General features: G+C 65.2%; 24 protein-coding genes and 1 tRNA gene. 8 read left to right on the top strand and 17 right to left on the bottom strand.

Annotation, left to right across the window (positions count from 1 at the left end):
- Positions 1-11: 11 nt before the first annotated feature.
- The 15 genes from hutH to cysS form a co-directional block, all read right to left on the bottom strand.
- The gene (gene hutH, locus CLU88_RS02495; protein ID WP_099655245.1) at positions 12-1,658 is read right to left on the bottom strand and encodes a histidine ammonia-lyase; all 1,647 of its coding nucleotides are present in this window, start codon (positions 1,656-1,658) and stop codon (positions 12-14) included.
- A gap of 89 nt (positions 1,659-1,747) precedes the next feature.
- Positions 1,748-2,629 carry a histidine utilization repressor gene (hutC, locus tag CLU88_RS02490; protein ID WP_099655244.1) on the bottom strand — a complete coding sequence of 294 codons (882 nt, stop codon included), beginning with the start codon at positions 2,627-2,629 and terminating at the stop codon, positions 1,748-1,750.
- A 14-nt stretch (positions 2,630-2,643) separates the two neighbouring features.
- Positions 2,644-3,423 carry an ABC transporter ATP-binding protein gene (locus tag CLU88_RS02485; protein ID WP_099655243.1) on the bottom strand — a complete coding sequence of 260 codons (780 nt, stop codon included), beginning with the start codon at positions 3,421-3,423 and terminating at the stop codon, positions 2,644-2,646.
- Positions 3,420-4,256: an ABC transporter permease gene (locus tag CLU88_RS02480; RefSeq protein ID WP_099655242.1), complete on the bottom strand. Its 837-nt coding sequence runs from the start codon at positions 4,254-4,256 to the stop codon at positions 3,420-3,422. Before CLU88_RS02480 ends, CLU88_RS02485 begins: the two co-directional genes overlap by 4 nt.
- A 21-nt stretch (positions 4,257-4,277) precedes the next feature.
- Complete coding sequence (locus tag CLU88_RS02475; RefSeq protein WP_099658589.1) at positions 4,278-5,243, bottom strand: ABC transporter substrate-binding protein; 966 nt, start codon at positions 5,241-5,243, stop codon at positions 4,278-4,280.
- Positions 5,244-5,619: 376 nt separating this feature from the next.
- Positions 5,620-7,116, bottom strand: coding sequence for a cell wall metabolism sensor histidine kinase WalK (locus CLU88_RS02470; RefSeq protein ID WP_099655241.1), 1,497 nt, complete (start codon positions 7,114-7,116; stop codon positions 5,620-5,622).
- Complete coding sequence (locus CLU88_RS02465; protein WP_099655240.1) at positions 7,113-7,799, bottom strand: response regulator transcription factor; 687 nt, start codon at positions 7,797-7,799, stop codon at positions 7,113-7,115. The genes CLU88_RS02470 and CLU88_RS02465 overlap by 4 nt, the downstream gene beginning before the upstream one ends.
- 9 nt (positions 7,800-7,808) lie before the next feature.
- On the bottom strand, positions 7,809-8,117 hold the full coding sequence (locus tag CLU88_RS02460; protein WP_099655239.1) for a hypothetical protein: 309 nt from the start codon (positions 8,115-8,117) through the stop codon (positions 7,809-7,811).
- Positions 8,118-8,146: 29 nt separating this feature from the next.
- Positions 8,147-8,617: a Spy/CpxP family protein refolding chaperone gene (locus CLU88_RS02455; RefSeq protein WP_099655238.1), complete on the bottom strand. Its 471-nt coding sequence runs from the start codon at positions 8,615-8,617 to the stop codon at positions 8,147-8,149.
- Between the two features lie 173 nt (positions 8,618-8,790).
- Positions 8,791-10,059, bottom strand: coding sequence for an HD-GYP domain-containing protein (locus CLU88_RS02450; protein WP_099655237.1), 1,269 nt, complete (start codon positions 10,057-10,059; stop codon positions 8,791-8,793).
- A 208-nt stretch (positions 10,060-10,267) separates the two neighbouring features.
- Positions 10,268-10,360 (bottom strand) — tRNA-Ser (locus tag CLU88_RS02445).
- A gap of 228 nt (positions 10,361-10,588) precedes the next feature.
- The gene (tilS, locus tag CLU88_RS02440) at positions 10,589-11,539 is read right to left on the bottom strand and encodes a tRNA lysidine(34) synthetase TilS (protein WP_099655236.1); all 951 of its coding nucleotides are present in this window, start codon (positions 11,537-11,539) and stop codon (positions 10,589-10,591) included.
- Positions 11,540-11,677: 138 nt separating this feature from the next.
- Positions 11,678-12,655 carry an acetyl-CoA carboxylase carboxyltransferase subunit alpha gene (locus tag CLU88_RS02435; protein ID WP_099655235.1) on the bottom strand — a complete coding sequence of 326 codons (978 nt, stop codon included), beginning with the start codon at positions 12,653-12,655 and terminating at the stop codon, positions 11,678-11,680.
- A gap of 87 nt (positions 12,656-12,742) precedes the next feature.
- Positions 12,743-13,417: a DNA-3-methyladenine glycosylase gene (locus CLU88_RS02430; RefSeq protein ID WP_369803809.1), complete on the bottom strand. Its 675-nt coding sequence runs from the start codon at positions 13,415-13,417 to the stop codon at positions 12,743-12,745.
- A 45-nt stretch (positions 13,418-13,462) separates the two neighbouring features.
- The gene (gene cysS, locus CLU88_RS02425) at positions 13,463-14,839 is read right to left on the bottom strand and encodes a cysteine--tRNA ligase (RefSeq protein WP_099655234.1); all 1,377 of its coding nucleotides are present in this window, start codon (positions 14,837-14,839) and stop codon (positions 13,463-13,465) included.
- A 214-nt stretch (positions 14,840-15,053) separates the two neighbouring features.
- Between cysS and CLU88_RS02420 the strand changes: the two genes are divergently transcribed.
- The 6 genes from CLU88_RS02420 to CLU88_RS02395 all read left to right on the top strand — a co-directional run bounded on the left by CLU88_RS02420 (position 15,054) and on the right by CLU88_RS02395 (position 20,387).
- The gene (locus CLU88_RS02420; RefSeq protein ID WP_099655233.1) at positions 15,054-16,139 is read left to right on the top strand and encodes a tetratricopeptide repeat protein; all 1,086 of its coding nucleotides are present in this window, start codon (positions 15,054-15,056) and stop codon (positions 16,137-16,139) included.
- A 111-nt stretch (positions 16,140-16,250) separates the two neighbouring features.
- Positions 16,251-17,576, top strand: a complete 1,326-nt coding sequence (locus CLU88_RS02415; RefSeq protein ID WP_369827582.1) for a L,D-transpeptidase family protein — start codon at positions 16,251-16,253, stop codon at positions 17,574-17,576.
- The gene (locus tag CLU88_RS02410; protein WP_099655232.1) at positions 17,573-18,154 is read left to right on the top strand and encodes a peptidylprolyl isomerase; all 582 of its coding nucleotides are present in this window, start codon (positions 17,573-17,575) and stop codon (positions 18,152-18,154) included. Before CLU88_RS02415 ends, CLU88_RS02410 begins: the two co-directional genes overlap by 4 nt.
- A gap of 45 nt (positions 18,155-18,199) precedes the next feature.
- Positions 18,200-18,706, top strand: a complete 507-nt coding sequence (locus tag CLU88_RS02405; RefSeq protein WP_099655231.1) for a peptidylprolyl isomerase — start codon at positions 18,200-18,202, stop codon at positions 18,704-18,706.
- Positions 18,707-18,726: 20 nt separating this feature from the next.
- Complete coding sequence (locus tag CLU88_RS02400; RefSeq protein ID WP_099655230.1) at positions 18,727-19,518, top strand: UDP-2,3-diacylglucosamine diphosphatase; 792 nt, start codon at positions 18,727-18,729, stop codon at positions 19,516-19,518.
- Between the two features lie 38 nt (positions 19,519-19,556).
- Complete coding sequence (locus tag CLU88_RS02395; RefSeq protein WP_099655229.1) at positions 19,557-20,387, top strand: zinc-dependent peptidase; 831 nt, start codon at positions 19,557-19,559, stop codon at positions 20,385-20,387.
- Positions 20,388-20,507: 120 nt separating this feature from the next.
- On the opposite strand, the gene mdeB is transcribed toward CLU88_RS02395, so the two are convergent.
- A complete protein-coding gene (gene mdeB, locus CLU88_RS02390; RefSeq protein ID WP_199173403.1) occupies positions 20,508-23,192 on the bottom strand; it encodes an alpha-ketoglutarate dehydrogenase in 2,685 nt (894 codons plus the stop codon).
- A gap of 102 nt (positions 23,193-23,294) precedes the next feature.
- Here mdeB and CLU88_RS02385 point away from each other — a divergent pair, with 102 nt between their 5' ends.
- Positions 23,295-23,765 carry an Lrp/AsnC family transcriptional regulator gene (locus CLU88_RS02385; protein ID WP_099655228.1) on the top strand — a complete coding sequence of 157 codons (471 nt, stop codon included), beginning with the start codon at positions 23,295-23,297 and terminating at the stop codon, positions 23,763-23,765.
- Between the two features lie 26 nt (positions 23,766-23,791).
- Here CLU88_RS02385 and CLU88_RS02380 read toward each other — a convergent pair whose 3' ends face one another.
- Positions 23,792-24,823 (bottom strand): AraC family transcriptional regulator, encoded by a 1,032-nt coding sequence (locus tag CLU88_RS02380; protein WP_099655227.1) that lies wholly within the window; start codon positions 24,821-24,823, stop codon positions 23,792-23,794.
- Between the two features lie 75 nt (positions 24,824-24,898).
- Between CLU88_RS02380 and CLU88_RS02375 the strand changes: the two genes are divergently transcribed.
- On the top strand, positions 24,899-26,164 hold the full coding sequence (locus CLU88_RS02375) for an MFS transporter (protein ID WP_369827580.1): 1,266 nt from the start codon (positions 24,899-24,901) through the stop codon (positions 26,162-26,164).
- Positions 26,165-26,219 lie beyond the last annotated feature (55 nt).

Genomic DNA, 26,219 nt, shown 5'->3' with positions numbered 1-26,219 from the left:
GGTGATGCCTGTCAGGCGTGGCTGGGCTGGCAGGCGAGCAGCGGTGCGGGCCAATCGGCCTGCAGAGCCCACTCGCGCATGGCGTCGATGTCCGGGGCCAGGTAGCGGTCTTGCTCCAAAAAGGCAACGCGCTGGCGGATGGCGGCGAATTGCGCTTCGATCAGGGGCGAGGATTTCAGCCAGCCGCCGGGCCGCCCCAAGGCTGGCTGGGTCCCCTCGGGGGGCAGCGAGGACACGCCAGTGCCGAGCGTGGGGGCAACTGGCCTTCTATCGAACTCCATGCCCTGCGCAGCAGCCATGGCTTCGACGCCCACCACCACCGCGGCGTTGTTCACCATGTCGGCCAGGCGGCGGGCGCCGTAGGTGGCCATGGAGACATGGTCCTCCTGGTTGGCGGAGGTGGGCAGGCTGGTCACGCTGCTGGGGTTGGCCAGGCATTGGTTCTCAGCGGCCAGTGCGGCGGCAGTGACCTGGGCGATCATGAAGCCGGAGTTCACCCCGCTGTCTCGGATCAAGAAGGCTGGCAGGCCCGACAGGCCCGTATCGAGCAGCAGGGCCATGCGGCGCTCGGAGATGGCGCCGATCTCGGCCACGGCCAGCGCAATGATGTCGGCCGCAAAGGCCACAGGCTCGGCGTGGAAGTTGCCGCCAGAGATGACTTCACCCGTGTCCGTGAACACCAGCGGGTTGTCCGATGCGGCATTGGCCTCGATGCGCAGCACGCGTGCGGCATGCTGCAGGTTATCGAGGCACGCGCCCATCACCTGCGGCACGCAGCGGATGGAATACGGGTCTTGCACCCGGCCGCAATTGGGGTGCGATGGGTCGATCTCGCTGCCCTCCAGCAGCCCGCGCACGGCGGCCGCCACGGCGATCTGGCCCAGTTGGCCCCGCGCCTCGTGGATGCGGGCGTCGAACGGCTTGACCGAGCCCTTGATGGCTTCGAGCGACAGACAGCCCGCCACCAGGCCTGCGGCCAGCACGTTCTCAGCCCCAAACAGCCCAGCCAGCGCCAGTGCGGTAGACACCTGGGTGCCGTTGAGCAAAGCCAACCCTTCCTTGGGGCCCAGCACAAAGGGCGGCAAACCGATGGAGCGCATGGCTTCTGCCCCCGACACCACCTGGCCGTTCACCTTGGCCTGCCCTTCGCCAATCAACACGCACGACAGGTGCGCCAGCGGCGCCAGGTCGCCTGACGCCCCCACCGAGCCCTTGGCCGGAATCACCGGCAGCACATTGGCATTGGCCAAGGCCAGCAGTGCATCCACGATGGCGGGGCGAATACCCGAATGGCCCCGAGCCAAGCTCACTGCCTTGGTGGCCAGGATGAGGCGCACCACGCCGTCGGGCAATGCATCGCCTGTGCCCACGCTGTGCGACAGCACCAGGTTGCGCTGCAACTCGGCCAGGCGGTCATGGGCGATTTTGGTGCTGGCCAGCTTGCCAAAGCCGGTGTTGATGCCGTAGACCACCTGGTCCTCGTCCACGATGCGCTGCACCACGGCCTGGGCCGCCTGCATCCCTGCGAGGGCGCCCCCGTCCAGCTGCAAGGCCACGCCGCCTGCATGGATGCGGCGCAGCGCGGCCAGGGTGACGGAGCCCGGCACCAGGGTGATGGCGGCGGGGGAATGGGAGGCCAAAGGTGTGGAAGTGGTCATAAGTCTCATCCTGTATATACAGGTTAGTATCAGCGAAAAAATGGCATTTGAAAAGGGGGTAAACCTGTGGTGGTGGCAGCAGTGCGGGTTCAACCAGCCGCCGGGTTCCCATCGGCCCGAAAGCGGCTGCCCAACCGGTAGCGCGACGCCGGGTGCAGGCAGCGCACTACCGTGATGGGCACGCCACGCGACCAGGTGCGCCGCGTGAGCAGCAGGCAGGGCTCGGTCGCAGGCATCTCCAGCAGCGCAGCCTGCTCTGCGGTGGGCATGACGGCATCGACCACATGTTCGACCTGGTCAAAGGGCACGTTGCGCACCAGGTATTCCGACGGCTGCAGTTGCGTAAAGTCTTGCACCGCAAATTGCGGCACCTGGCGGGGGTTGACGTGGCGGTCTTCCAGCTGCACCGGCAGACCGTCTTCACGGTGCACGCACAGCGAATGGAACACCGACTCGCCGGTGCGCAAATCCAGCGCGGCCGCCACTTCGAGTGATGCAGACACCCGCTCCACGGCCAGCACATCGCAGCGGTAGTCGTGCCCACGCTGGCGAATCTCGCTGGCCAGGTTGGCAATCTGCAGCAGCGTGGACTGGGGCTTGTCTTCGGCCACAAAGCTGCCCACCCCGGCCACGCGCACGATGCGGCCCTGCTCCACCAACTCGCGCAGCGCGCGGTTTACCGTCATGCGCGAGATGCCGAACTGGGTGACCAGCTCGCTCTCGGACGGCAGCCGGTCCCCCGCGCGCCAGGCGCCCTCCTGGATCTTGCGGGCGATGAAATCTTTGACCTGCTCGTACAAGGCCATGGCCTGGGTGGCTGCGGGCGCAGGCGCCGCAGCCCGGGGTTTGTCCGCCCGCGAAGATGTGGCTGGCGCGCGGGCAGGCGATGCAACCGGGGCCCGCGCAGCAGGCGCAGTGGTAGAGCGGGCTTTGGCAGAAACTGCGGGGCGGCGAGGAGAACGGGCAGGCATGGGCAGGTCAGGGGTCAGTGCAAATCGGCAGCCATGGATTCTGCGCGAATCTCCTCGGTCAACCGGGCCTTGAGGTCCATGAACTCGGGGCTGGTCTTGATCGTGTAATGGCGCGGGTGCGGCAAGTCCACCGCCAGCTCGGTCTTGATGCGACCGGGCCGGGCGCTGAACACGGCCACGCGGTTGGCCATGAAGATGGCCTCGTCGATGTCGTGGGTGACGAAGAGCACGGTCTTGCGCTCGGCCTCCCAGATGCCCAGGAGCAGCTCTTGCATGAGCACGCGGGTCTGGTTGTCGAGCGCGCCAAAGGGCTCATCCATCAGCAAAATCTTGGGGTCGTTGGCCAGCGCGCGTGCAATGGCGGTGCGCTGCTGCATGCCGCCCGACAGCTGCTTGGGAAAGTGCTGCTCGAAGCCGCGCAGCCCCACCTTGGCGATGAAGTACGCGGCGCGCTCTTTCTGCTGCGCCTCGGGCATGCCGCGTTCGCGCAGGCCAAAGCGGATGTTCTGCTCGATGGTGAGCCAGGGGAACAGCGTGTAACTCTGGAACACCATGCCGCGCTCGGGCCCGGGGCCTTCGACCGGCATGCCGTCGAGCAGCACGCGGCCGCTGGTGGCGTGGTCCAGCCCTGCCACGATGCGCAGCAGCGTGGACTTGCCGCAGCCCGACGGGCCGAGGATGGTGACGAAGTCGTTGTCCTGCACTTCAAAATCGACCGGCTGCAGCGCCTGTGTGCGCTGGCCCTTGGCGGTTTCGAAGACACGCGAAACGGCTTGAATGGATACGCGGTTCATCGCACAAAACTCCAGGCAAACAGACGGTGGTTGAGCGCCTTGAAGGCGAAGTCGGACACCAGCCCGATGAGGCCGATGATGATGATGCCGAAGATGATCTGGCCGGTGTTGAGCAGCGACTGGCTGTCGGTGATCATGTGGCCGATGCCGCTCGACGACCCGATCAGCTCGGCCACGATCACATAGGTCCAGGCCCAGCCTAGCACCAGGCGCAGGGTCTCGGCGATCTCGGGCGCGGCGCCGGGGATGAGCACGCGGGTGACGATGCCCTTGTGGCCCGCGCCCAGCGTGTACGCAGCCTCCACCAGGTCGCGCCGCGCGCCACCCACGGTGACGGCGACCATGAGCGTGATCTGGAAGACCGAGCCGATGAAGATGACGAGGATCTTCTGTGCCTCGCCAATGCCCGCCCACAGAATGAGCAGCGGAATGAAGGCCGACGCGGGCAGGTAGCGGCAGAACGAGACGAAGGGCTCGAAGAAGGCTTCAATGCCCTTGTACGCGCCCATCGCAATGCCCAGCGGCACGGCGATGACGGCGGCCAGGATGAAGCCGCCGAACACGCGCCACACCGTCATACCGATGTCCTTGTGAAAGCCGTATTCGCTGAACAGCAGCCAGCCTTCCTTGGCCATGGTGACGGGGCTGGCCAGGAAGGTGGGCGACACGAAGCCGCCCAGCGTGAAGAACGCCCATACCAACACGAACAACACAAAAAAACCGAAGCCCAGCAGCCAGCGGGCACGGGCGCTCACGGGCTCCAGAGGGGCCAGTGAGCGTCGGCGCGTGGGGGCCTTTGGCGTGGTCACAGACAGGGGTTGCACAGCAGACATGGCGCGTTCTTCTTCCTGCTCTTATTTGATGAAGCTCGCGTCGAAAGTGACGGCCAGATCCTCAGGCGCCTTGCGGATGATGCCCGCCTCCAGCAGGATCGCCGTGGCGTCCTTCATGAAGGCGGTCAGCTCGCCCGCAAAGAACTTCTGGTTGGCGGCCTTGTCCTGCCAGCGCAGGAACGACGACGACTTGGCGAACTGCTCGCCCGTCTGCTTGACGGCAGCGCCCATGATCTCGTTGGACTTGGTCGGGTCGGCCTTGATCATGTCGAGCGCCTGGAAGTACGAGTTGGCCAGTGCCTGCGCGGCCTTGCCGTTGGCCTTGAGCCAGGTGGGGTCGCAGCCCACGGTGTCCATCACCATCGGATAGTCGAGCGTGGTGGCCAAAATCTTGCCAGCAGCAGGGTTGTCACGCACGGTGGAGAGGTAAGGCTCGTACGTCATGGCAGCGTCGTTCTGCCCCGCCACGAACGCCTGCGCCGCAGCCTGGGGCGACAGCGTGGTGGTCTTCACGTCCTTAAGGCTCATGCCGTTCTTGCTGAGCATCCAGGCCAGGCCAAAGTACGGTGCGGTGCCGGGTGCGTCCACGCCGATGGTCTTGCCCTTCAGGTCTGCAAAGCCCTTGATGTCGCCGCGCACCGCAATGCCGTCGGCGCCGTAGGACTTGTCCATCTGGAAGATCTGCACGATGGGCACGCCGTTGGCGTTCCAGGCCACATGCGTCTCCACGGTGGTGGCCGCGCACTGGATGGACTTGGACGCAAGGGCCAGGTGGCGGTCCTTCTGCGGGATCATCTTGATCTCCACATCGAGGCCGTTCTTCTTGAAGATGCCGGCCTTGTCGGCCAGGGTGAGCGGTGCAAAGCCCGTCCAACCGGACATGCCCAGCACGATTTTGGTGTCTTGCGCCTGTGCGGGCACGGCCGCAGTCAGGACACAAGCAGCGGCCGCAGCCAGCGTTGCCATCTTCACAACCAATCGAGTCATCATCTGCTCCTGTCTGAATAAAAGTCCATCGCCTACCCCGCCCGGCATTGCCGCAGCACCAGGGTGCCATGATGGCATTGCAGCCATACCTGTCTATACAGGGTAAGTACCGACAATGCCCTGCCATCAAGGGTGAACACATTCAGCAAGAACAGGGCCAGCCCAACGCGCGCAAGCGGCCATGGGATCACCAACGAAAAAACGCTACGTTTTTAATAGCTGCCAGCGCTTATTCTGATTGCGCTACATGGCATTTTGATTGCAAAACTGAGGGCACGGCACCGCCACCCAGCCCAGACATGGCGCACCGTGCAGGTGCATGCCCAGGGCGCACCACGCTGCATCCCTGGCCAGGAGGCACATACAAGTAAGTGCCCTACCCCACCCGTGGCAGCGCCACCTGCACCTCCAGGCCCGGCTTGGCATTGGCAATGTGCAGCCAACCGCCGTGGGCCTGGGCCACCAAGCGGCACAGGTACAAACCCAAGCCCACGCCCCCCGTGGCGCGCTGGCGCGCTGTGTCGGGCCGAAAGAACGGCTCGGCTAGGCGGCCCAGGTGCTCGTCTGCCACGCCGGGGCCAAAATCGCGCACCCGCAGCACCACGCCGCCCATCGTATCCAAGGTGCAATGCAACTCGGGCGGCGGCGCGGCAGGGTCGCTGTGGCGCAAGCTGTTGTCCAGCAGATTGCGCAGCAGCAGACGCACGCGCGAGCGGTCCAGCGCCATCAGCGGGGCCGGGTGCTGGGGCGCGCGCCCCTCGGTGGGCTTGCCAGCCAGACCACCGCAGTCCATCACCACCCGGATGTGGGCGGCAGCGGCGTGGCGCACGCTCAGCTCCTCCACCACCTCACGGGCCAGTGCAGCCAGGTCAGTAGGCTCGCGGTGCAGCGCCGCGTGGCGGCCGGCCAGGCGTTCGCTTTCCAGCAGGTCAGAGATCAATCGGGCCATTTCGCCCAGGTCGCGCAGCAAGGCGTCGCGCTGCGCCTGGGTGTCTGCGCCTTCAGGCAGCAGTTCGGTGTTCAGGCGCGCCCGGGTCAGGGGGCTGCGCAGCTCATGGCTCATGGCCAGCAGCAGTGCGCGCTTGGCCTCCAGCATCTGGTGGATGTCTTCTCCCATGGTGTTGATGGTGGCTGCCAGTTGCCCCAGCTCATCGGGGCGGCGGGTGCTGCGCAGTGGAATCGGCTGCGCAAAATCACCCGCACCAAAGCGCTGTGCGCCCCGGCGAATGTCGTCCAGCGGGCGCAGCAGGTAGCGCACGTAGGCATAGGCCAGCGCCGTCAGCAGCAGCAGCACCGTCAGTGTCAGCCAGGCGATGCGGGGCTTTTGGTCCCAGGTCATGGCGTTCAGGCCGAACACAATGGTGTGGCCGTCGGCCGTCACGCGTTGCAGCAGCTTGTGTCCATCGGCCTCGGACAGCCAGCGCTTGTCGGACGCGCTTTGCCTGCGCATCCATTCGGGCCGGGGCTGGTCGGGGTGCGAGTCCCATTTCACCACCGGCCCCTCGATGTGCATGTGGATGGGCAAGCGCCCCACGATGGCTTGGGCGCGCTCAATGCTGGGCGGGGTGCCCACCTCTTCTACCAGCCGGTCCACATAGTCCATGAGCAACGGGCGAGCGGCCTCGCGCCAGCCGATGGCAATGGCTTTTTGAACGCCTCCCATGAAGGTGACGGCCATGGCCAAGGCCAGCAGCAAAAACACCAGCACCAGCCGCAATCGCAGCGAATACCCTACGGCATCGCGTGCGCGGCGGTGCCAGGGGCAAAAGGGTGCGGGGCCGCAGGCATTTTCTTCACCGCCGGGGTGGTCCGCCGCGTGCCGTCCTCTGCGCCAACGGGGGGGCCTGGTCCGCGCAGTTCGCTGGTCGCTCATGCAGCCACCCTGCGCAGGGCCAGCGAGTAGCCCGCATTGCGCAGGGTTTTGATGCAGTCCAGCGGCTCCAGCTTTTTGCGCAAACGGCTCACCACGATGTCCACGGCGCGGGTGTACAGCTCGGCGTCGTGCCCGCGCAGCTGGTTCAGAATGTCGTCGCGGCTGAAGACGCGGCCTGGCTCGCGCGCCAGCAGGTGCAGCAAATCAAACTCGGTGCCCGTCAACTCCAAGGCCTGGCCTTGGCGCACCACGCTGCGCCGGGCCGCATCGATGCTCAAGCCGTCAAACCGGATCACGTCCCCCGCCTCGCTCACACCGTTGCCACGCCGCCTGCGCAGCACGGTTTGCATGCGTGCCACCAGCTCGCGCGGCTCAAAGGGCTTGGGCAGGTAGTCGTCCGCGCCCAGTTCCAGGCCCACCACACGGTCCATCACATCGCCCCGCGCCGTGAGCATGACGATGGGCAAATCGCTTTGCTTGCGGATGGTGCGGCACAGCTCAAAGCCATCCATCTCCGGCAGCATGACGTCCAGGATGGCCGCATCAAAGCCGCCTTGCCCCAACCGGGCCAGCCCGTCACTGGGGCGCAGGGCATGGGTCAGCGCCATCTCAAACCGCTGGAAGTAAGTGGTCAGCGGGGGGCCCAGCTGTTCATCATCGTCAATGAGCAAAATGCGGTACATACCGAATTTTCACACTGCGGCAATGTCCGCAACGCCTGCCAGCGCACGGTGCCGCAAAATCATCCGGCGCAGCCGGGCTTGCGCAGGGCCATGGAGTTGATCAAAGTGGTCGGCCGCGTCCAGCAAAGCGGGCAGCAGGCTGGCCGCCACATCGGGCCTGCGGGCCACCAGGCCCATGGCATGGCCCCGATCAAACCGGGGCCCCCACACCAGGGACATCAACTCATCGTGTGGCTCCTCCAGCCCCGCCAGCAGCTGCGGGCCATGGGCGCGCAGGCCTATGGCCAATTGGTGAACCGGTTGCATTGCAAGGTGCATGGTGCGCTCCTGAGAAGCTGTTCAAACTGTCAGCCGTGCGATGCCATCCAGCCACGGCGGCGCTGCATCATGTCGCGTACTTTCTGCTGCTGGGCGGGTTGCAAGCTGTCATAAAAATCGCCCAGCGCGGCAATCACGGCGGGGCCACCGGCCTGCACGGCACGGGTCTTTTCGTCGAGCAAGGACTGCGCAGCCAATCGGTCAAACCGCTCGCCCGCTACCAGGGCCTGCACCTGCGCACGGGGGTCACCGGATGCACCGGCCATGGCCTTGCGCTGGGCCAGCAGCACATCGGTCAGTGTCTGCAGCTTTTGCTTTTGCTCGGCATTCAAATCCAGCTTGCTGCCGATGCGCTCGACCATCTTGCCCTGCATCTGGGCCATCTGCTCGGGGCTGGCATCGTGGTGCCAAGGCCTTGCGCTAGAGCAGGCCGTGAGCCCACCCAGGGCAATGCTGGCGCCAAACACAGTGAACAGGGATTTCTTGATCCAGGACTTCATGACAGGACTCCTCACAACACAGCGTTGAACATGAACGCCATGGTGCCGCCCGCGCTGGCAACCGTCGTCTCTGGGCAGTTTCGGTTTATTGCGTTTTGTTTCAGCGCCCGGTTGCCCTGGCGGCGTACGAGCGTTGCCTCAAGGCTTGTTAGCCACTCACACCCGGGTCCGAGTCACGCCCCCATCGCCAAGGAGTCACACAGCGCCAGCAACTGCCCAGCCTCAGGCTCAGGCAACTGGCCTGCGCGCAGCAAGGTCGCACGCTGCACGCCACGCAGACGGAAGTACAACTCGTCCTCCAGCGCCTCCACCTCGGCAGCGTCCGCGCTGAGCAGGGCTGCCGGGTTCCACAAACCACTCTCGTTCCAGCCCGTGCGCAAGCGGCCCAACAAGAACTGCGCCAAGGCCAGCGCGGTCTGCATGGCAGGCAACTGGGCCACTTGGGCCAGTGCCAGCACCCGCTGCTCTGCGCCTGCCAGCACATCACCCAACGCCGCCAGCCGTTGTTCAATCTCGCTGGCCTGCAGCACGGCAGACTGCGGCGGCTGAGCGCCCGCCGCTTGGGTGATCTTGCCCACCCAATGCAAATCAAACTCGCCAGGCACCGCACGCAGCGCCACACTGGCATGCAGCAAGTGGCTGTACGGACTGCGCAGCGCATTGAGCGTGGCCTCAGTCACCGCCAGCAAACGCCCTTGCGGAGACATCTTCCCACCCCCCAGGGCGTTGGGATAGCCGGACTGGTCCAGGCGCTCATGGTGTTCGGCAATCGCCCGCGCCACCTCTGCCGGGTAATTGGTAAGTTGCGCCACCAACAAATAGCCCACATGGGGGTGCACGACCAATTGCTGGTAGCTGGCAAAGTCCAGGTCGCGGTCCGCTTCGGCCTCGCCATGGAGCGGATCGATGTACATCTCGCCCACATCGTGCAACAAGCCACTGAGCAAGGCCAAGCGCACGGCCGCGTCGTCTCCGCCATCCGCGGCCATCAACGCCCCATTGAGGGCCATGGCCGCCACGGCATGCGCGTAGTGCGCAGGCCGTGCCGTTTGGGCCGCCGTCAGCAGCAACTGGACCACAGGGTGCAGCGTGAGCCCCCCTACCAAGGCCAGCAAACGCGGGGCGTGGGGCTGCAACACAGGCACCAGCGGCGACGCACTCTGCAGCACATCCTGCACCGCCTTCACCAAGCCCGCGACCGATACGCCGTCCTCGGCAATCAGGCTGGTCTCCAGCGGCTGGCGCAATTCGCGGTCCAACAACCTGCGCTGCAAAGAAGCAGACACCGGCTGGTTGCCCGCCCACAGCTTCACGCCGGAAATGTCGTAGATGTCGGTGGCCGAGATGATGCGGCGGGTTTCGCCAGCTTCCAAAATCGTGGCCAGCGCATGCGGGTTGGCGGTGCCAAATGCGCTACGGCTTGCAGTCGTCGATGACGTCATGGAGAGTCTCCCCAAAGCTTGGTGCGCTGATTATCTGCCCGAGCACCGCAATTGCATCAGCCAAGCCGCGCAAATCAATCACACACCTTGCCGCGCAACAACGGTTTGCCCCAACCAGCGCAAACCCGGATACAGCAACGAGCGGCCATGCTAGAAAATGGAGACGCAAAGAAAAAAGCCCAAGTAACGAATCACTTGGGCTTTATCTTGGCGGAAACGGAGGGATTCGAACCCTCGATGAGGCTCTACACCCCATACTCCCTTAGCAGGGGAGCACCTTCGGCCACTCGGTCACGTTTCCAATCCAGCTATTATGCCTCATTTTTAGCGCCTTTCAGCGAAACTCGAACGTCAGGTAAACGGACGGGAGCTGGATCGAATGCGTTGCGCAGCACCTATCCAATCTGCTCGGACTGTGTTTCATTGATCGTTTTTGGCGATGCAGTTTCCAAAGCGAGAGCCTCTGCAGCCCTTGACCCCCGAGCTCACAGGCCATGAGCACATTCCCCTGCGGGCGCTTGTACAAAGCCTAGGTGCAACACCAATCCAGAATCGGCCCCTGACGAACAACAAAGCCCCGCCCTACCCTGAGCCGCAATCGATGCCCTCGGGTGGTGCAGGCGGCCACTTGGTCCAGCAGCTCGGCCAGTTGGGCGGCTGAGGGTGTGGTGTGGTGGTGCACACGCAGCCAGTGGCGAAGCACATTGGCTTGCCGAGCCCGGCTCAGCGCTTGTAAGGCCTTGATCTGTGGCGGTGCGCCAATCAGTAGCAAGTCTTGCTGGGCGACTTCTTGTAGCAATGCATCAGCCTGAGCGGCGTGGGATGCGGCGCGGCCAAAGGTGTCGCGGAATGCGGGGAAGGCAGCCTCCAGAGCAGGCAAAAGGCGTGCGCGGATTCGATTGCGGGTAAAGCGTTCGTCGCTGTTGCTGGGGTCTTCCACCCAGGTCTGCCCACTCTGGCGCAGCCAGTCGCGCACTGCGCTGCCTGGCACTTGCAGCCAGGGTCGGTACCACGGCCGACCTGCGCGCTGCCACTGGGCGGGCATGGCGGCCAGGCCCGCGACGCCTGCGCCTCGAGAGAGCGCCAGCAGCATCGTCTCCACCTGGTCATCGGCATGCTGCGCAAGTGCTATCGATTTAACATCGCCCAGCGCTGAATTTTCGGCCAATGCGGCATCAAAGGCCTGGTAACGCGCCTGGCGCGCAGCGTCTTCAGGGCTCTGCCCGCTGGCGTGGCGGGCATCCACCCGCTGCACCACCAGGGGCACCTGCAGTGCGCGGCACAACTGCACGCAATGCGCTTCAAACACCGCAGCCGCAGCCTGCAAGCCGTGGTTGACGTGGATCGCACGCACTTGGCCCGGCCACTTCTGGGCCGCCGCCACCAGCAGCGCTGTTGAGTCCGCACCGCCACTCAGTCCCACGGCCAAGGGCAACTCCGGGTTGAAGGCGGCCATTGCCGCATCGACAGACAGCGTCATGCCAAACCCGCCCTTCCCGACATGCCCAGCAAGGGACTGACCCACCCTGCAACAAAGGCCAGCACAAAGACAAAGGCCCCTTGCGGGGCCTTAGCATGGGGGCGATGAAAACAGCCCATCGCAGTCATGTGCGTGCGCTCAGCGGCTGTCGGCCTTGGTATCGCTGAAGCGGCCGTAGCTTTGCAGGCGCTCGTAGCGGCGGTCGAGCAAGTCCTTGGTCTTGAGGTCTGCCACTTGGCGGAAGGCATCGCCCAGCGCGCGCTTCAGGAAGGCCGCCATTTGCTTGTGGTCACGGTGCGCGCCGCCCACGGGCTCGCTCACGATTTTGTCCACCAAACCCAAGGCCTTGAGGCGGTGGGCGGTAATGCCCAGGGCGTCAGCCGCCTCCTGCGCCTTGTCGCTGGTCTTCCAGAGGATGGACGCGCAGCCTTCGGGGCTGATGACGGAGTAGATGGCGTACTGCAGCATGACGACCTGATCGGCCACGCTGATGGCCAGCGCGCCGCCCGAGCCACCTTCGCCAATGATGGTGGTGATGATGGGCACTTCCAGCTGCGCCATCTCGAAGATGTTGCGGCCAATGGCCTCGGACTGGCCGCGCTCTTCGGCATCAATGCCCGGGTAGGCGCCGGGCGTGTCCACAAAGGTGAACACGGGCAGCTTGAATTTCTCGGCCGTCTTCATCAGGCGCAGCGCCTTGCGGTAGCCCTCGGGCTTGCTCATGCCAAAGTTGCGCATGGCGCGCTCTTTGGTGTCGCGACCTTTTTGGTGGCCCATCACCATGCAGGCGTGGCCGTTGAAACGGGCCAGGCCGCCCACGATGGACAGGTCGTCCGAGTAATGGCGATCGCCATGCAGCTCGACAAAGTCCGTGAAGATATCGCGCACATAGTCCAGCGTGTAGGGACGCTCGGGGTGGCGCGCAATCTTGGTGATTTGCCAGGGACTCAGCTCACTGTAGATGTCCTTGGTGAGCTGCTGGCTCTTCTTGCTCAGCTGGTCGATTTCTTCAGAAATATCGACAGCGCTTTCGGTCTGCACGTAGCGCAGTTCTTCGATTTTGGACTCGAGTTCGGCAATCGGCTGCTCGAAATCCAGAAAGGTTTTTTTCGCCAACGTTTTTCTCCTTAGGTCGCGCACTGCGGGGCGGCCACAAATGGCACGCAATGTAACCGATGCCGGGCAACGGTCAGTTGTCCACCATCAATCGGCGACGGGTGCGGGGTCCAGCGACCGCCAAATATACCAAGTTGCCACACTGCACCAAGGCTTCCAGGCCTCGGCCACTTCACGGGCGTCACTGCGGCTGACCAACTCGCCAGAAAAGTAATTCTGGCTGATGCCCGTGATCAAGCCTGGGTCGTCCAGCGGCAGCACATTGGGGCGCTGCAGATAGAAGATCAGAAACATCTCGGCCGTCCAGCGGCCAATGCCACGGATGTCCACCAGCTCGGCAATGATCGCCTCGTCGTCCATGGACTCCCAGTCCTTGACGTGCAGCTTGCCATTGTCAAAGTGCAGCGCCAAATCCACGAGGTAGTCGATCTTGCGAGCCGACAGGCCCGCCGCACGCATGTCGTCCACCTTGAGCTTGAGCACATTGGCCGGGCTCAGTTGGCGCGACAGTGCGGCAAACCGTTCCCACACGGCCTGTGCGGCCTTGACCGAAGCCTGCTGCCCCACGATGCTGCGCGCCAGCGTGGTGAAGGCATCGCGGCGGGTTTGCAGCGCTGCATCGCCAAATTGGGGGATCAGGCGCTTCATCACCCGGTCTTTTTTGACCAAGTGCTTGCACGCCTCGGCCCAGTAAGCTGGTGTCGTCAGCACGGGCGAAGCCTCAGGAGCATCGATTGATGCTATTTTTTTAGTAGCTGCCACCGCTCATCCAGTCTGCCTTGATGGCGGTTTTATTCACACAAACGTTCACTGCGCAGCTTCCCAGGTCGTCCCAGCGGCTGAATCCTTGAGCACGATGCCTTGCGCCAGAAGCGCCTGGCGGATGCGGTCTGCCTCGGCAAAGTTCTTGGCGGCCTTCGCCGCAGCGCGGGCGGCAATTTGGGCCTGGATGGCGGACTCGTCCAGCCCGGCACCGGCCTGCAAGAAGGCCTTGGGGTCGCCTTGCAGCAGGCCCAGGCATTGGCCCAAGCCCTTGAGCAGGCCCGCCAGTTCGGCAGAGCGGGTCTTGTTGACCTCGCCAGCCAAGTCAAACAGCACGGCCACCGCTTCGGGTGTGCCAAAGTCTTCGTCCATGGCGGCCTTGAAGCGTGCAGCGTAGGAATTGCTCCAGTCCACCGCTACGGCAGCGGGCTCCACCAGGCTCAGCGCGGTGTACAGGCGCTTGAGCGCCTGGCGTGCATCGTCCAGGTGGGCGTCGCTGTAGTTGAGGGCGCTGCGGTAATGGGCACGCACAATGAAGAAGCGCACCGTCTCGGCGTCGTACTGCTTGAGCACATCACGGATGGTGAAGAAGTTGCCCAGGCTCTTGGACATCTTCTCGTTGTCCACGCGCACAAAGCCGTTGTGCACCCAGAAGTGGGCCAGCGGCTTGCCCGTGGCGCCTTCGCTCTGGGCGATTTCGTTTTCGTGGTGGGGGAACTGCAGGTCGGCCCCGCCACCGTGGATGTCGAAGGTTTCGCCCAGCGTGGCGCAGCTCATGGCCGAGCACTCAATGTGCCAGCCAGGGCGGCCCGCGCCAAACTCGCTCGCCCACTTGGCATCGGCCGGTTCATCGGCCTTGGCAGACTTCCACAACACAAAGTCGAGCGGGTCTTCCTTGCCGTCTTGCACGGCCACGCGCTCACCCGCACGCAGCTCATCGAGCGACTTGCCCGACAGCTTGCCGTAGCCGTCGAACTTGCGCACGGAATAGTTCACGTCGCCATTGCCAGCGCGGTAAGCCAAGCCCTTGCCTTCCAGCTGGCTGATGAGCGAGAGCATCTGCGGCACATATTCAGTGGCCCGAGGCTCGACCGATGGCGGCTCGATGCCCAAAAGGCCAATGTCCTGGTGCATGGCCGCAATCATCTCGTCGGTGAGCTGGCGGATGGTGATGCCACGCTCCAGCGCACGCTTGATGATCTTGTCGTCAATGTCGGTGATGTTGCGCACGTAGGTCACGCGCAAGCCACTGGCTTTGAGCCAGCGCTGCACCACATCAAAGGCCATCATCATGCGGGCGTGGCCGATGTGGCACAGGTCGTAAATGGTCATGCCGCACACATACATGCGGACGTGGCCAGGTTCGAGCGGGGAAAAGTCTTCCAATGCACGCGAAAGCGTGTTGTAGATGCGCAAACTCATGGGGTATCAGTGTCGGGAATGGGGAGGATGGGCGATGCGGATCGCCCTGCAGCGCGGAGGCACAGCCCCACGCGGGGGATGGTGCCCGGCACCGGACACCCTATGAAATCACCAGCGGCAACAGCGCACCGTCATGACAACCCCCCTCAGCTACAATCCGCCGAAGTATAAGCCCGGCCCGGGTTTCACGCCGTTCAACCCCTCCAGAACCCCCATGAAGCAAGTCCGCCGCACCCTTCCCCGACTCCTGCGCCTGTTGGCACTGACGGCGCTTGTCGGCACCGGCGCAGCCCAGGCCAACGACTACGCCGACATCACCCAGTTGCTCAAGGCGGGCAAGGCCGCAGAAGCACTTGCCAAGGCAGACCAGCGATTGTCCGCCACCCCCCGCGACCCGCAATTGCGCTTCCTCAAAGGCGTGGCGCAAGCCGACTCCGGCAAGCCCGCTGACGCAGTGGCCACGTTCACCAAGCTCACCGAGGAATACCCAGAGCTGCCCGAGCCCTACAACAACCTGGCCGTGCTGTACGCCAACCAGAACCAGTTGGACAAGGCCCGCACCGCGCTGGAAATGGCCATCCGCACCAACCCCAGCTACGCCACGGCGCACGAAAACCTGGGCGACATCTATGCCAAGCTGGCCAGCCAGGCCTACAACAAGGCGCTGCAGCTGGACGCGGCCAACGCCACATCGCTCAAGCCCAAGCTGGCGCTGATCCGTGAACTGTTCTCCGCCGACGCGGCCAAGGGCGCCAAGCCCGCCGCAGCCGCACCAGTCCCTGCCGTGATTGCCACGCAGCGCCCCGCCCCCGCACCGGCGGCAACACCGGCGCCGGCTCCAGCAGCAGCCCCCACGGCGGCCCCTGCGCCCGCAGCGGCTGCCCCTGCCGCCAGCCCCGCACCTGCAGCGGCCCCTGCGGCAGCGCCCGCCGCCGACACGGCCAAGAAAGAGGCCGCCAAAGACACCAAGGAAGTCTCTGCCGCCGTGCAAGCCTGGGCCGCCGCCTGGGCTGCCAAGGACATGAAGGGCTATCTGTCGGCCTACGGCAAGGAATTCAACCCACCCGGCAAGCAAACCCGCGCCGCCTGGGAAAAAGAACGCGAAGCCCGCATCGTGGGCAAATCCAAGATCACCGTGCAGGTGTCTGACCTGAACGTGTCGATGAACGGCAGCAAAGCCACGGCCCGCTTTCGCCAGGCCTACAGTGCCGACTCGCTCAACGTGACCAGCCGCAAGACGCTGGACCTGGTGGAGACCAACGGCCGCTGGCTCATCGTTCGCGAAGCCACAGGCGGTTGATGCCACCGGCCGCCTGACTCCAGCCCAGACCTCTCACCTTTGACAGGGCCGACAGCGCAAGCCGTTGGCTCTTCGGTTTTTTCTGACAGCCCCTTGATACAGCGCCACAGCGTGCCAGCCCCTTACTGCAGCGTGCAAGCCCCCTTCTGGATTCGCCACGCGGCCACGGCCGTGACCCTGTTCGCCTTGGCGGCGCAGTCTGCAGCGGCCCCCCCGGTGCATGCGCAAGCATCGCAGCCAGCTGCAAAAAGCAAGCGCCCCGCCGCCGCTGCGCAGCGCGCCGCCCCAACCCCTGTGGCCCCCAAGGTGCTGCAAGACGGTCAGGCCGAAACGCGCCTGCTCAAGGTGTACCAACTGGCAAGCGAGGGGCGCGGCCGCGAGGCACTGGCCCAGGCCGAAAGCCTGGCACGCGAATACCCCAACTTCCAACTCGCACAACTGGCCGTGGGCGACTTGCTGGCCGCGCGCGTGCGCCCCATCAAGCAGCTGGGCGATGTGCCAGAACCAGCCCTGCCCTACCCGCCCGAAGTGACAGCCACGCTCGATGAGCTGCGCACCGAATCGCGCCAGCGCGTGCAGGCCCAGCGCGCCCGTCCGGCCTCCACCCACATCCCGGCGCAGTTTGTTGAGCTGGCCCCGCGCTACAAGCACGCCATTGCCATCGACGCCTCGCGCTCGCGGCTGTACCTGTTTGAGAACACGGACAAGGGCCTGAAACTGGTGGCCGACTACTACGCCTCGGTGGGCAAGTCGGGCATTGAAAAAGCCACCGAAGGCGACCAACGCACCCCCCTGGGCGTGTACTTCATCACCAGCCGCCTGGACCCCGCCACGCTCAAGGACTTTTACGGCGCGGGCGCCCTGCCCATCAACTACCCCAACCCGCTGGACCAGAGCCGGGGCAAGACCGGCAGCGGCATCTGGCTGCACGGCACGCCGCCCGACCAGTTCTCGCGCGCGCCCCTGGCCACCGATGGTTGCGTGGCCCTGGCCAACCCCGATCTGGAACGCATCCTGCGCACGGTGGAGCCACGCTCCACCCCCGTGGTCATCGCGCAGAAGCTGCAGTGGGTGCAGGCCCAGAGCATGCAGGCCGAGCGCCAGTCGTTTGAGACGGTGCTCAACGCCTGGCGCACCGCCAAGTCCAATGGCGATATGAACCGCCTGCTGGGTTTTTACGCCCCCGACTTTCAGAGCTACAAGAAAAAGCCCCTGGGCGAATGGGCCGCCGTGCTGCAAGCCGAGGCCCAGGCGCTCAAGGGCCGCACCGTCCACCTCAAGGACAAGGCCTACCTGCGCTGGACCGACTCGGCCGACACCATGGTGGTAACGTTCGGCGAAGTGGCCGAGGGCGCACGCACCGGCCCCATCAAACGCCAGTACTGGACGCGACGCGGCCAGCAGTGGCAAATCTTTTTTGAAGGAGTGATTGGATGATTTCCAAAAGAAAATCGATGCTAACGCTTGCAGGAATTGCGCTGGCAGCTATGGTTTCAGTAGCACCCGCCCACGCGCAGACCGCCCCCAAGGTCAAGCTCGCCACCTCCATGGGCGACATCGTGGTGCAGCTCGACCCTGCCAAGGCCCCTAAGTCGGTTGAGAACTTCCTCGCCTACGTGAACGACAAGCACTACGACGGCACGGTGTTCCACCGCGTGATCGACGGCTTCATGATCCAGGGCGGCGGCTTCACCGCCGACATGGTGCAAAAGCCCACCAAGCCGCCGATCCCTCTGGAAGCCAGCAACGGCCTCAAGAACGACACCTACACCATCGCCATGGCGCGCACGGGCAACCCCAACTCGGCCACCTCGCAGTTCTTCATCAACGTGAAGGACAACGCCATGCTCAACGCCCCCAACCCCGACGGCCACGGCTATGCCGTGTTCGGCAAGGTGGTGGAAGGCACTGCCGTGGTCGACAAGATCAAGGCCGTGGCCACCGGCAACAAGGGCGGCCACCAAAACGTGCCCAACACCCCCATCACCATCACTTCGGCCACCGTGGTGAAGTGATTTCGCATTCCTACCCCAGACTTTTTTTCTGAAAGAAGCATTGCCATGAGCAACCCACAAGTCGAACTGCACATCGCTGGCTACGGCGTCATCACCCTCGAACTCGACGCAGCCAACGCGCCCAAGTCCACCGAGAACTTCCTGGCCTACGTGAACAAGGGCCACTACAACAACACGATTTTTCACCGTGTGATCCCCGGCTTCATGGTGCAAGGCGGCGGCTTTGAGCCCGGAATGAACCAGAAGAACTCCGATGCCCCCATCGAGAACGAAGCCAAGAACGGCCTGAAGAACGCCAACTACACCGTGGCCATGGCCCGCACCAGCGACCCCCACTCGGCCACCGCACAGTTCTTCATCAACGTGGCCGACAACGGCTTCCTGAACCACACCTCCCCCACCCCCCAAGGCTGGGGCTACGCCGTGTTCGGCAAAGTGGTCTCGGGCACCGATGTGGTGGACAAGATCAAGGCCGTGAAGACCGGCCGCAAGGGCTTCCATGACGACGTGCCAAAGGAAGACGTGATCATCGAAAAGGCTGTGGCCCTGTAAGCAGGCCACGCTGTCACCACGTGACCCCGACCGTGCCCCCGTTCGCGGAGCTTGCTGCTCCTGCGCACTGGCGCACGGTCGATTTCATTTCGGACCTGCACCTGCAGGCCAGCGAGCCCGCCACCGTGGCCGCATGCCTGCACTACCTGCAGGCCACTCCCGCCGATGCCATCTTTCTGCTCGGCGACATTTTTGAAGTCTGGGTGGGCGACGATGCCCTCCAAGACCCTGGCAGCTTCGAGGCCCAGGTCTGCGCCCAACTGCAAGCCGCGGCACAACACAGCGCGCTGTACTTCATGCACGGCAACCGCGACTTTCTGGCGGGCAATGCCTTTTTGCAGCACTGCGGCATCACCGGGCTGCCAGACCCCACCGTGCTGACCTTTGCAGGCCAGCGCTACCTGCTCAGCCATGGCGACCTGCTGTGCATTGACGACACGGACTACCAGCGCTTTCGCGTACAGGCGCGCAGCAGCGCCTGGCAGCAGCAGTTTTTGTCCCAGCCCCTGGCCGTGCGGCGCGCGCAGGCACGCGGCATTCGGCAAGAGAGCGAGGCGCGCAAGCAGTCCGGCGCCATCTATGCCGATGTGGACCACGCGAGCGCCATCGCCTGGCTGCAGGCCGCAGGCGCCCACACCCTCATCCACGGCCACACCCACCGGCCTGCCGACCATACCCTGGCCTCGGGCCTGCAGCGCGTGGTGCTGAGCGACTGGGACGCCGCCGCATTACCCCCGCGGCTGGAAACACTGCGTTTGTCCGCTGCGGGCTTGGAACGGGTGGCCCTGGCCCCCATGTACCAGCCATCCTGACTCAGGGGCCGTGATCGCGTCCCCGCCCGTTCACTGCCATGCCCCCCATCCTCAACCGGCTTTGGCGCCATGTGCGCGCCACCGTAGCGCCCGTGCCCGACATCTCGGCAGACCTGTGGCTACAGACGCTGCAGCGCTACCCGTTTTTGGCCGCGCTGTCGCTGCACGAGCAAAGCAAGCTGCGCGCACTGAGCGCGCTGTTTCTGGACCAAAAGCAGTTCCACGGCGCACACGGCCTTGCGGTGACGGATGAGATGGCCATCGACATTGCGGCACAGGCCTGCCTGCCACTGCTGCACCTGGGCGATGCCGCCAAGGCGCTGGGCTGGTACGACGATTTCGTGACCATCGTGGTGCACCCCGGCGAGGCCGTGGCGCGCCGCCAGACGGTGGACGAGGCCGGTGTGGTGCACGAACACACCCAGGTGCTGCTGGGCGAGGCCATGGAGCGCGGCCCCGTGATGCTGAGCTGGCAGCACATTGCCAACGCCCACGAGAACACCGCGCGCGGGCACAACGTGGTGGTGCACGAGTTTGTGCACAAGCTGGACATGCGCACGGGCACCGCCAACGGCTGCCCGCCCCTGCCTGCAGGCTTCATGGGCGCCCGCACGGGCCGTGGGGCGTATGAAGCCTGGTGGAATGCATGGGAGCCCGCCTACCAGGAGTTCCGCGAACGCGTCATCCTGGCCGAGCGCTTTGGCGCCGAACGGCCCTGGCTGGATGCGTACGGCGCCACCTCGCAGTCCGAGTTTTTTGCCGTGGCCTGCGAGGCGTACTTTGTGAACCGCACCCGGTTTGCGCAAGAGTTTGCGAGCCTGGTGCCGGTGCTGGATGCGTTCTTCCGGCGCGAAGCGATGGTGGGCTGAGGCCCACCCGCCCCAAGACTGCGGGCCCACGGCGGCCAGCACACCTTCTTGCGAAGCTCCGATTGCTATATTTTCAATAGCTGCCAGCGCTTATATTTCAGGCGCCAGCAGCCATTTTGACTACAAACCCAGCGCAAAGTGCGCCGCCTTGGCCACGGCCTGCGCATCCACACCAAAGAACTGGCGCAGCGCCGCACGCGTGTCGCTGCGGCCAAAGCCATCCGTGCCCAGGGTGATGTAGCGGCGGCCTTCGGGCACGAAGGCGCGCACGGTCTCAGGCACGGCGCGCACGTAGTCGGTGGCGGCAATCACCGGGCCCTGGGTACCGGCCAGTTGCTGCGCCAGCCACGGGGTCTCGGGGGCCGCACCGCCGCCCATGGCGCGCTGCTCGCAGGCAATGCCGTCGCGGGCCAGCTCGCTCCAGCTGGTCACGCTCAGCACCGTCACCTCCACGCCTTCAGCGGCCAGCAGCTCTGCAGCCTTGACCACCTCGGTCAGGATGGCGCCAGAGCCCATCAGGGTGATTGATTTAGACGAAATTGGCTTCTCACGCCCGTCCTGCAAGCGCGGGAAGCTCTTAAAAACATAGCAACCGCGCAGCACACCTTCGGCCGCATTGGCGGGCAGGTCGGGCTGGGCGTAGTTCTCGTTCATCAGCGTGACGTAGTAGAAAACGTCGCGCTGCTCGGTCACCATCTCGCGCATGCCAGCGTCGATGATCACGGCCATCTCGCCCGCATAGGCCGGGTCGTAGGCCTTGCAGTTGGGGATGGTGGCGGCCACCAGGTGGCTGGTGCCGTCCTGGTGCTGCAGCCCCTCGCCGCCCAGCGTGGTGCGGCCCGAGGTCGCGCCCAGCAAAAAGCCCCGCGCGCGCTGGTCGGCAGCGGCCCAGATGGCGTCGCCCACGCGCTGGAAGCCGAACATCGAGTAGTAGATGTAGAACGGCAGCATGGCCAGGCCGTGCACGCTGTAGCTGGTGGCGGCCGCTGTCCAGCTCGCAATCGCACCCGCCTCGCTGATGCCCTCTTCCAGAATCTGCCCATCCAGCGCCTCGCGGTAGCTCAGCACCGAGCCGATGTCTTCGGGCGCATAGCGCTGGCCCACGCTGCTGTAGATGCCCACCTGCTTGAACAGGTTGGCCATGCCAAAGGTGCGCGCCTCGTCGGCCACGATGGGCACGATGCGCGGGCCGAGTTGTGCGTCCTTCAGCAGCGTGCCCAGCATGCGCACAAAGGCCATGGTGGTGCTCATCTCCTTGCCATCGGCCTGCAACGCAAACTGCGCGTAGCTGGCCAGGGGCGGCACGGGCAGCGCATCGCACACCGTCTCGCGCCGGGGCAGGTAGCCGCCCAGTTGCTGGCGGTGGCGGCGCAGGTACTGCATCTCGGGGCTGTCTTCGGCGGGCTTGTAGAAGGCCAGGCCCGTGGCCTGCGCGTCGGTGAGCGGCAGGTTGAAGCGGTTGCGGAATTCGATGAGATCCGTATCGTCGAACTTCTTCTGACTGTGCGTGGTCATCTTGCCCTGCCCAGCTGTGCCCATGCCGTAGCCCTTCTTGGTGTGGGCCAGGATGACGGTGGGCTGGCCCTTGTGGGCGCTGGCTGCGGCATAGGCTGCGTGGATCTTCACCAGGTCGTGCCCGCCGCGCTTGAGGCGGTCAATCTGCTCGTCCGTCATGCCCTGCGCCAGCGCGGCCAGCTCGGGGCTTTGGCCGAAGAAGTTGTCGCGGTTGAAGCGCCCGTCCTTGGCGGCAAAGGTCTGCATTTGCCCGTCCACCGTGCCTTGCAGCGTGCGCACCAGCGCGCCCGTCAGGTCGCGGGCAAACAGGCCGTCCCAGTCGCTGCCCCACACCAGTTTGACCACGTTCCAGCCCGCACCGGCAAACAAGCGCTCGAGCTCGTCGATGATGCGGCCATTGCCGCGCACCGGGCCGTCCAGCCGCTGCAGGTTGCAGTTGACCACCCACACCAGGTTATCGAGCCCCTCGCGCGCGGCCAGGGTCAGCGCGCTCATGCTCTCGGGCTCGTCCATCTCGCCGTCGCCAAACACGCCCCACACCTTGCGCCCCTCGCAGTTGAGCAAATTGCGGTGCGTGAGGTAGCGCATGAAGCGCGCGTGGTAGATGCTGCTGATGGGCCCGATGCCCATCGAGCCGGTGGGGAACTGCCAGAAGTCCGGCATCAGCCAAGGGTGCGGATAGCTGCACAGGCCCTGCGCCCCAGCGGCGGGCGCCGTGATTTCCTGGCGGTAGTGCATCAGGTCTTGTTCAGACAAGCGCCCTTCCAGAAACGCCCGCGCGTACACGCCCGGCGCGCTGTGCGGCTGAAAGAACACCAAGTCGCCCCGGTGCTGCCCTTCGCCCAGGCCCTCGCGGGCGCGGAAGAAGTGGTTGAAGCCGCTCTGAAACAAATCGGCCGCGCTGGCATAGCTGGCAATGTGCCCGCCCAGCTCACCATAGGCCTGGTTGGCCCGCACCACCATGGCCAGCGCGTTCCAGCGCATGATGGATGCCAGCCGCTCTTCCACCGCCAGATCCCCCGCAAACGCAGGCTGGTTCTGCGCCGACACAGTGTTCACGTAGGGCGTGTTGAGCTGGGGCTGCCAGCCAATCTGCTGGGTGCGCGCCAAGTGCACCAACTCGGCCAGGATGTGGCGCGCACGCTCTGGCCCCTCGGTGGCGACCAGGGCCACAAAGGCATCGCGCCATTCGGCGGTTTCTTGGGGGTCTGCATCCGGCGCACCCAGGGTGCAATCGAAGGCGGCGGGATCAGCGGCTTGCAGCAGGGTGTGGGGTGTAGGGGCGTTCATGCCGTTCACTGTAGTGAGGGCATCGCCAAATAAGTTGCCGATATCGCTCTATATTCAGAACGCGCCAGCACAGCATGCCGCAAAAACCATAAACTGCAGCACATGAAACTGGACGCCATCGATTTGCGCATTCTGGCCGAGCTGCAAGCCGACGGCTCGCTCTCCAACGTGGAGCTGGCGCGGCGCGTGCACCTGTCGCCCTCCCCATGCCTGGCGCGGGTCAAGGCGCTGGAGGCTGCGGGCGTCATCAGCCGCTATGTGGCGCTGGCCAGCAGCGCCGCGCTGGGGCTGGGCCTCAATGTGTTCATCAGCATCAGCCTCAAAACCCAAAGCAAGGAGGCTCTGGCCGACTTTGAGCGCCGCATTGCCGAGCACGATGAGGTGATGGAGTGCTACCTGATGACCGGCGACAGCGACTACCTGATCCGCGTCGCCCTGGCCGACATGGCGGCGCTGGAGCGCTTTATCCTGGAGCAGCTCTCACCCATTCCGGGGGTGGAAAAGATCCGCTCCAGCTTTGCGCTCAAGCAGGTGCGCTACAAAACGGCGCTGCCACTGCCCAAAGCAAACTAGGTTCGCAGCAAGAACCTGCTCCAAACTCACTGCGCCCTGGCCGTGCTGGGCGGTTGCCCAATCACACGCTTGTAGGCGCGGCTGAAGGACGCTTCAGACTCATACCCCAGCCTGTGGGCCGCCACAGCCACGCGCATGCCATCGCGGGCAATCCAGCTGCGGGCCTGCGACATCTTCACCTTGGCCACATAGCGCGCCGGGCTCTCGCCCATGGTGCGTGTGAACGATTCGGCAAAGCGTGAACGCGAGGCGCCCATCAGGTCGGCCAGCAGCGGCACATTCCAGTCGCGCTCCGGGTCTGCGTGGATGGCAGCAATCACCTTGCCGATGCGCGGGCAGCGCACGGCGGCAATCCAGCCCGTGGGGTTATTGCAGCTGCACTCCACCCACGCGCGGATGATGCTGGCGGCCAGGGCATCGGCCAAGCGCGCCAAGATGGCGCAAGCGCCCATGCGGTCCTGGGCCACCTCGCGCTCCATGGCGTCCAGCAGCACGGGCACGGTAGTGTCGCGGCGGGCCAGGTCACCGGCCAGCATCACCTCGGGCATCATGGCCCTGAGCGGGTGCAGAGGGTCCAGGTTAAAGCGCAAGGCCCCGCAAAACACCACGTCCGGGCTCTGGCCGGGTGTCTGCGGCACCCCCGCCTGTCCTGCGAAATGGCCGCTGTGCACAGGGTCTCGCCCATCCAGCAGGTAGATGTTTTCAGACACCGGCCTGCGTGCCAGCAAGTCAATGTCCACCGGCGTCACATCGGGTGCGCTGGCCAGCACATGAAAGCTGCCATGGGGCAGCAGCACCGCATCGCCAGGGTGCAGCCGCTGCCAGTCGGCGCTGCGGGTGCGCAGCCACGCGCCACCGCTGCCCACAAAGTGGAACCGCGCTGACGGCAACGCCGGGAACGCCACCGCCCAGGGCGCATGCATCACACAGCGGCCATACTCCACGCCGTCCAGGCGCAGGCCCAGCAGGATCTGGGTCAGCAAGTCTGGTGGCTCTGGGCCCACGGCCACAGGAGGCAGGGTTGCCCCCTCGGCAGGGCTGGATAAAAAGTCAAGCATTCAGGCTTTTATGGCATGGAAACGCCTGCATCTTATCCCTACGATGCCTGTCCGTTCATCCCAAGGCCTTTACCTGTGTCTTCCCCATCTTCTTGCTCCGTTTGCCTGGATGCCACCGCAGGCGCCCCAGCGGCAGACGCCCACCCGGCCCCTGAAAACACCACACTGCAACCCGCCAGCCACGAGCCCATCCAGGCACGCTGGGCGGCTGTTGCCTCCATGGCGCTGGGGGTGTTTGGCCTCGTGACGGCAGAGTTTCTGCCCGCCAGCCTGCTCACGGCCATGGCCGCCGACCTGGGGGTGAGCGACGGCGCGGCAGGCCAGGCCGTCACCGTCACGGCCCTGGTGGCGGCCGTGGCGGCGCCCTCGCTGCCGCTGCTCACCCGCCGGCTGGACCGGCGCGCCGTGATGATCGCCTTCACGCTGCTGCTGGTGCTGTCCAACGCGCTGTCTGCCCTGGCCAGCAGCCTGCCCATGCTGCTGGTGGCGCGCGTGCTGCTGGGGGTGGCACTGGGCGGCTTTTGGTCCATGTCGGCAGCGCTGGCGATGCGGCTGGTGCCTGCATCGCTGTTTGCGCGGGCCATGTCCTTCATCCTGACCGGGGTGTCGGTTGCCACCGTGTGTGCGGCACCCATTGGTGCCTGGATGGGCGACCTGTGGGGCTGGCGCAGCGCCTTCATTGCAGCCGGGGGCATCAGCCTGATCACCCTGGCCGTGCAGTTGCTGGCCCTGCCCGCCTTGCCGCCGCGTGACAACCCCAACCTGCGGGTGCTGGGCGAGCTGCTGCGCCGCCCCCCCGTGCGCATGGCCCTGCTGGCGGTGCTGCTGGTCATCTCCGGTCACTTCGCGGGCTTTACCTACATCCGCCCGCTGATGGAGCAAGTCACGCACCTGTCGGTGACCAGCATCACGGCCGTGCTGTTGGGCTATGGCGTAGGCGGGTTCTTCGGCAACTTTGTGGGCGGCTGGATTGCCGGGCGCAGCGAGCGCCAAGCCATCGTGGCCGGTGGCGCCGTGATTGCCGTGCTGGCGGCCACCTTGCTCATTGCGGGCCATTCAGCGGCCATCACGGCGGTGGCCATCACGCTGTGGGGCTTTGCGTTTGGCGCGTTTCCGGTGGGGTTTCAGACCTGGATGGTGCGCGCCGCCCCAGACCAGGCTGAGGGCGCGGGCGGGCTGCTGGTGGCGGCGTTTCAGATTGCGATTGCCAGCGGCGCCATCTTTGGTGGCCTGATGGTGGACCACCTGGGCGCCTTGGGTGGTCCTGCATTTGCCCTGGGGGCCATGGTGCTGGGTACGGTGCTGACCTGGCAGCGCGGGCCGCGCGCCGTGGCCGCTTGAAACAGGCCTGATCCAATGATCCAAGCCAGGGGCGGGGCACGCCCTGCCCCATCAC

The organism is Acidovorax sp. 56 (genome assembly GCF_002749705.1).
Lineage (GTDB): Bacteria > Pseudomonadota > Gammaproteobacteria > Burkholderiales > Burkholderiaceae_C > Acidovorax.
The sequence above is the reverse complement of the archived record's forward strand: the minus strand, read 5'-3'. Positions and strand labels throughout refer to the sequence as shown.

Bases quoted from the DNA above. Each gene is read 5' to 3' on its own strand.
- CLU88_RS02380 (WP_099655227.1), bottom strand. From the start codon at position 24,823: ATGCTTGACTTTTTATCCAGCCCTGCCGAGGGGGCAACCCTGCCTCCT.
- CLU88_RS02470 (WP_099655241.1), bottom strand. From the start codon at position 7,116: ATGAGCGACCAGCGAACTGCGCGGACCAGGCCCCCCCGTTGGCGCAGA.
- mdeB (WP_199173403.1), bottom strand. From the start codon at position 23,192: ATGAACGCCCCTACACCCCACACCCTGCTGCAAGCCGCTGATCCCGCC.
- CLU88_RS02475 (WP_099658589.1), bottom strand. From the start codon at position 5,243: ATGACTCGATTGGTTGTGAAGATGGCAACGCTGGCTGCGGCCGCTGCT.
- CLU88_RS02385 (WP_099655228.1), top strand. From the start codon at position 23,295: ATGAAACTGGACGCCATCGATTTGCGCATTCTGGCCGAGCTGCAAGCC.
- CLU88_RS02460 (WP_099655239.1), bottom strand. From the start codon at position 8,117: ATGCACCTTGCAATGCAACCGGTTCACCAATTGGCCATAGGCCTGCGC.
- CLU88_RS02420 (WP_099655233.1), top strand. From the start codon at position 15,054: ATGAAGCAAGTCCGCCGCACCCTTCCCCGACTCCTGCGCCTGTTGGCA.
- tilS (WP_099655236.1), bottom strand. From the start codon at position 11,539: ATGACGCTGTCTGTCGATGCGGCAATGGCCGCCTTCAACCCGGAGTTG.
- CLU88_RS02485 (WP_099655243.1), bottom strand. From the start codon at position 3,423: ATGAACCGCGTATCCATTCAAGCCGTTTCGCGTGTCTTCGAAACCGCC.
- hutC (WP_099655244.1), bottom strand. From the start codon at position 2,629: ATGCCTGCCCGTTCTCCTCGCCGCCCCGCAGTTTCTGCCAAAGCCCGC.
- CLU88_RS02395 (WP_099655229.1), top strand. From the start codon at position 19,557: ATGCCCCCCATCCTCAACCGGCTTTGGCGCCATGTGCGCGCCACCGTA.
- CLU88_RS02405 (WP_099655231.1), top strand. From the start codon at position 18,200: ATGAGCAACCCACAAGTCGAACTGCACATCGCTGGCTACGGCGTCATC.
- CLU88_RS02480 (WP_099655242.1), bottom strand. From the start codon at position 4,256: ATGTCTGCTGTGCAACCCCTGTCTGTGACCACGCCAAAGGCCCCCACG.
- CLU88_RS02455 (WP_099655238.1), bottom strand. From the start codon at position 8,617: ATGAAGTCCTGGATCAAGAAATCCCTGTTCACTGTGTTTGGCGCCAGC.
- CLU88_RS02410 (WP_099655232.1), top strand. From the start codon at position 17,573: ATGATTTCCAAAAGAAAATCGATGCTAACGCTTGCAGGAATTGCGCTG.
- CLU88_RS02465 (WP_099655240.1), bottom strand. From the start codon at position 7,799: ATGTACCGCATTTTGCTCATTGACGATGATGAACAGCTGGGCCCCCCG.
- CLU88_RS02450 (WP_099655237.1), bottom strand. From the start codon at position 10,059: ATGACGTCATCGACGACTGCAAGCCGTAGCGCATTTGGCACCGCCAAC.
- cysS (WP_099655234.1), bottom strand. From the start codon at position 14,839: ATGAGTTTGCGCATCTACAACACGCTTTCGCGTGCATTGGAAGACTTT.
- hutH (WP_099655245.1), bottom strand. From the start codon at position 1,658: ATGACCACTTCCACACCTTTGGCCTCCCATTCCCCCGCCGCCATCACC.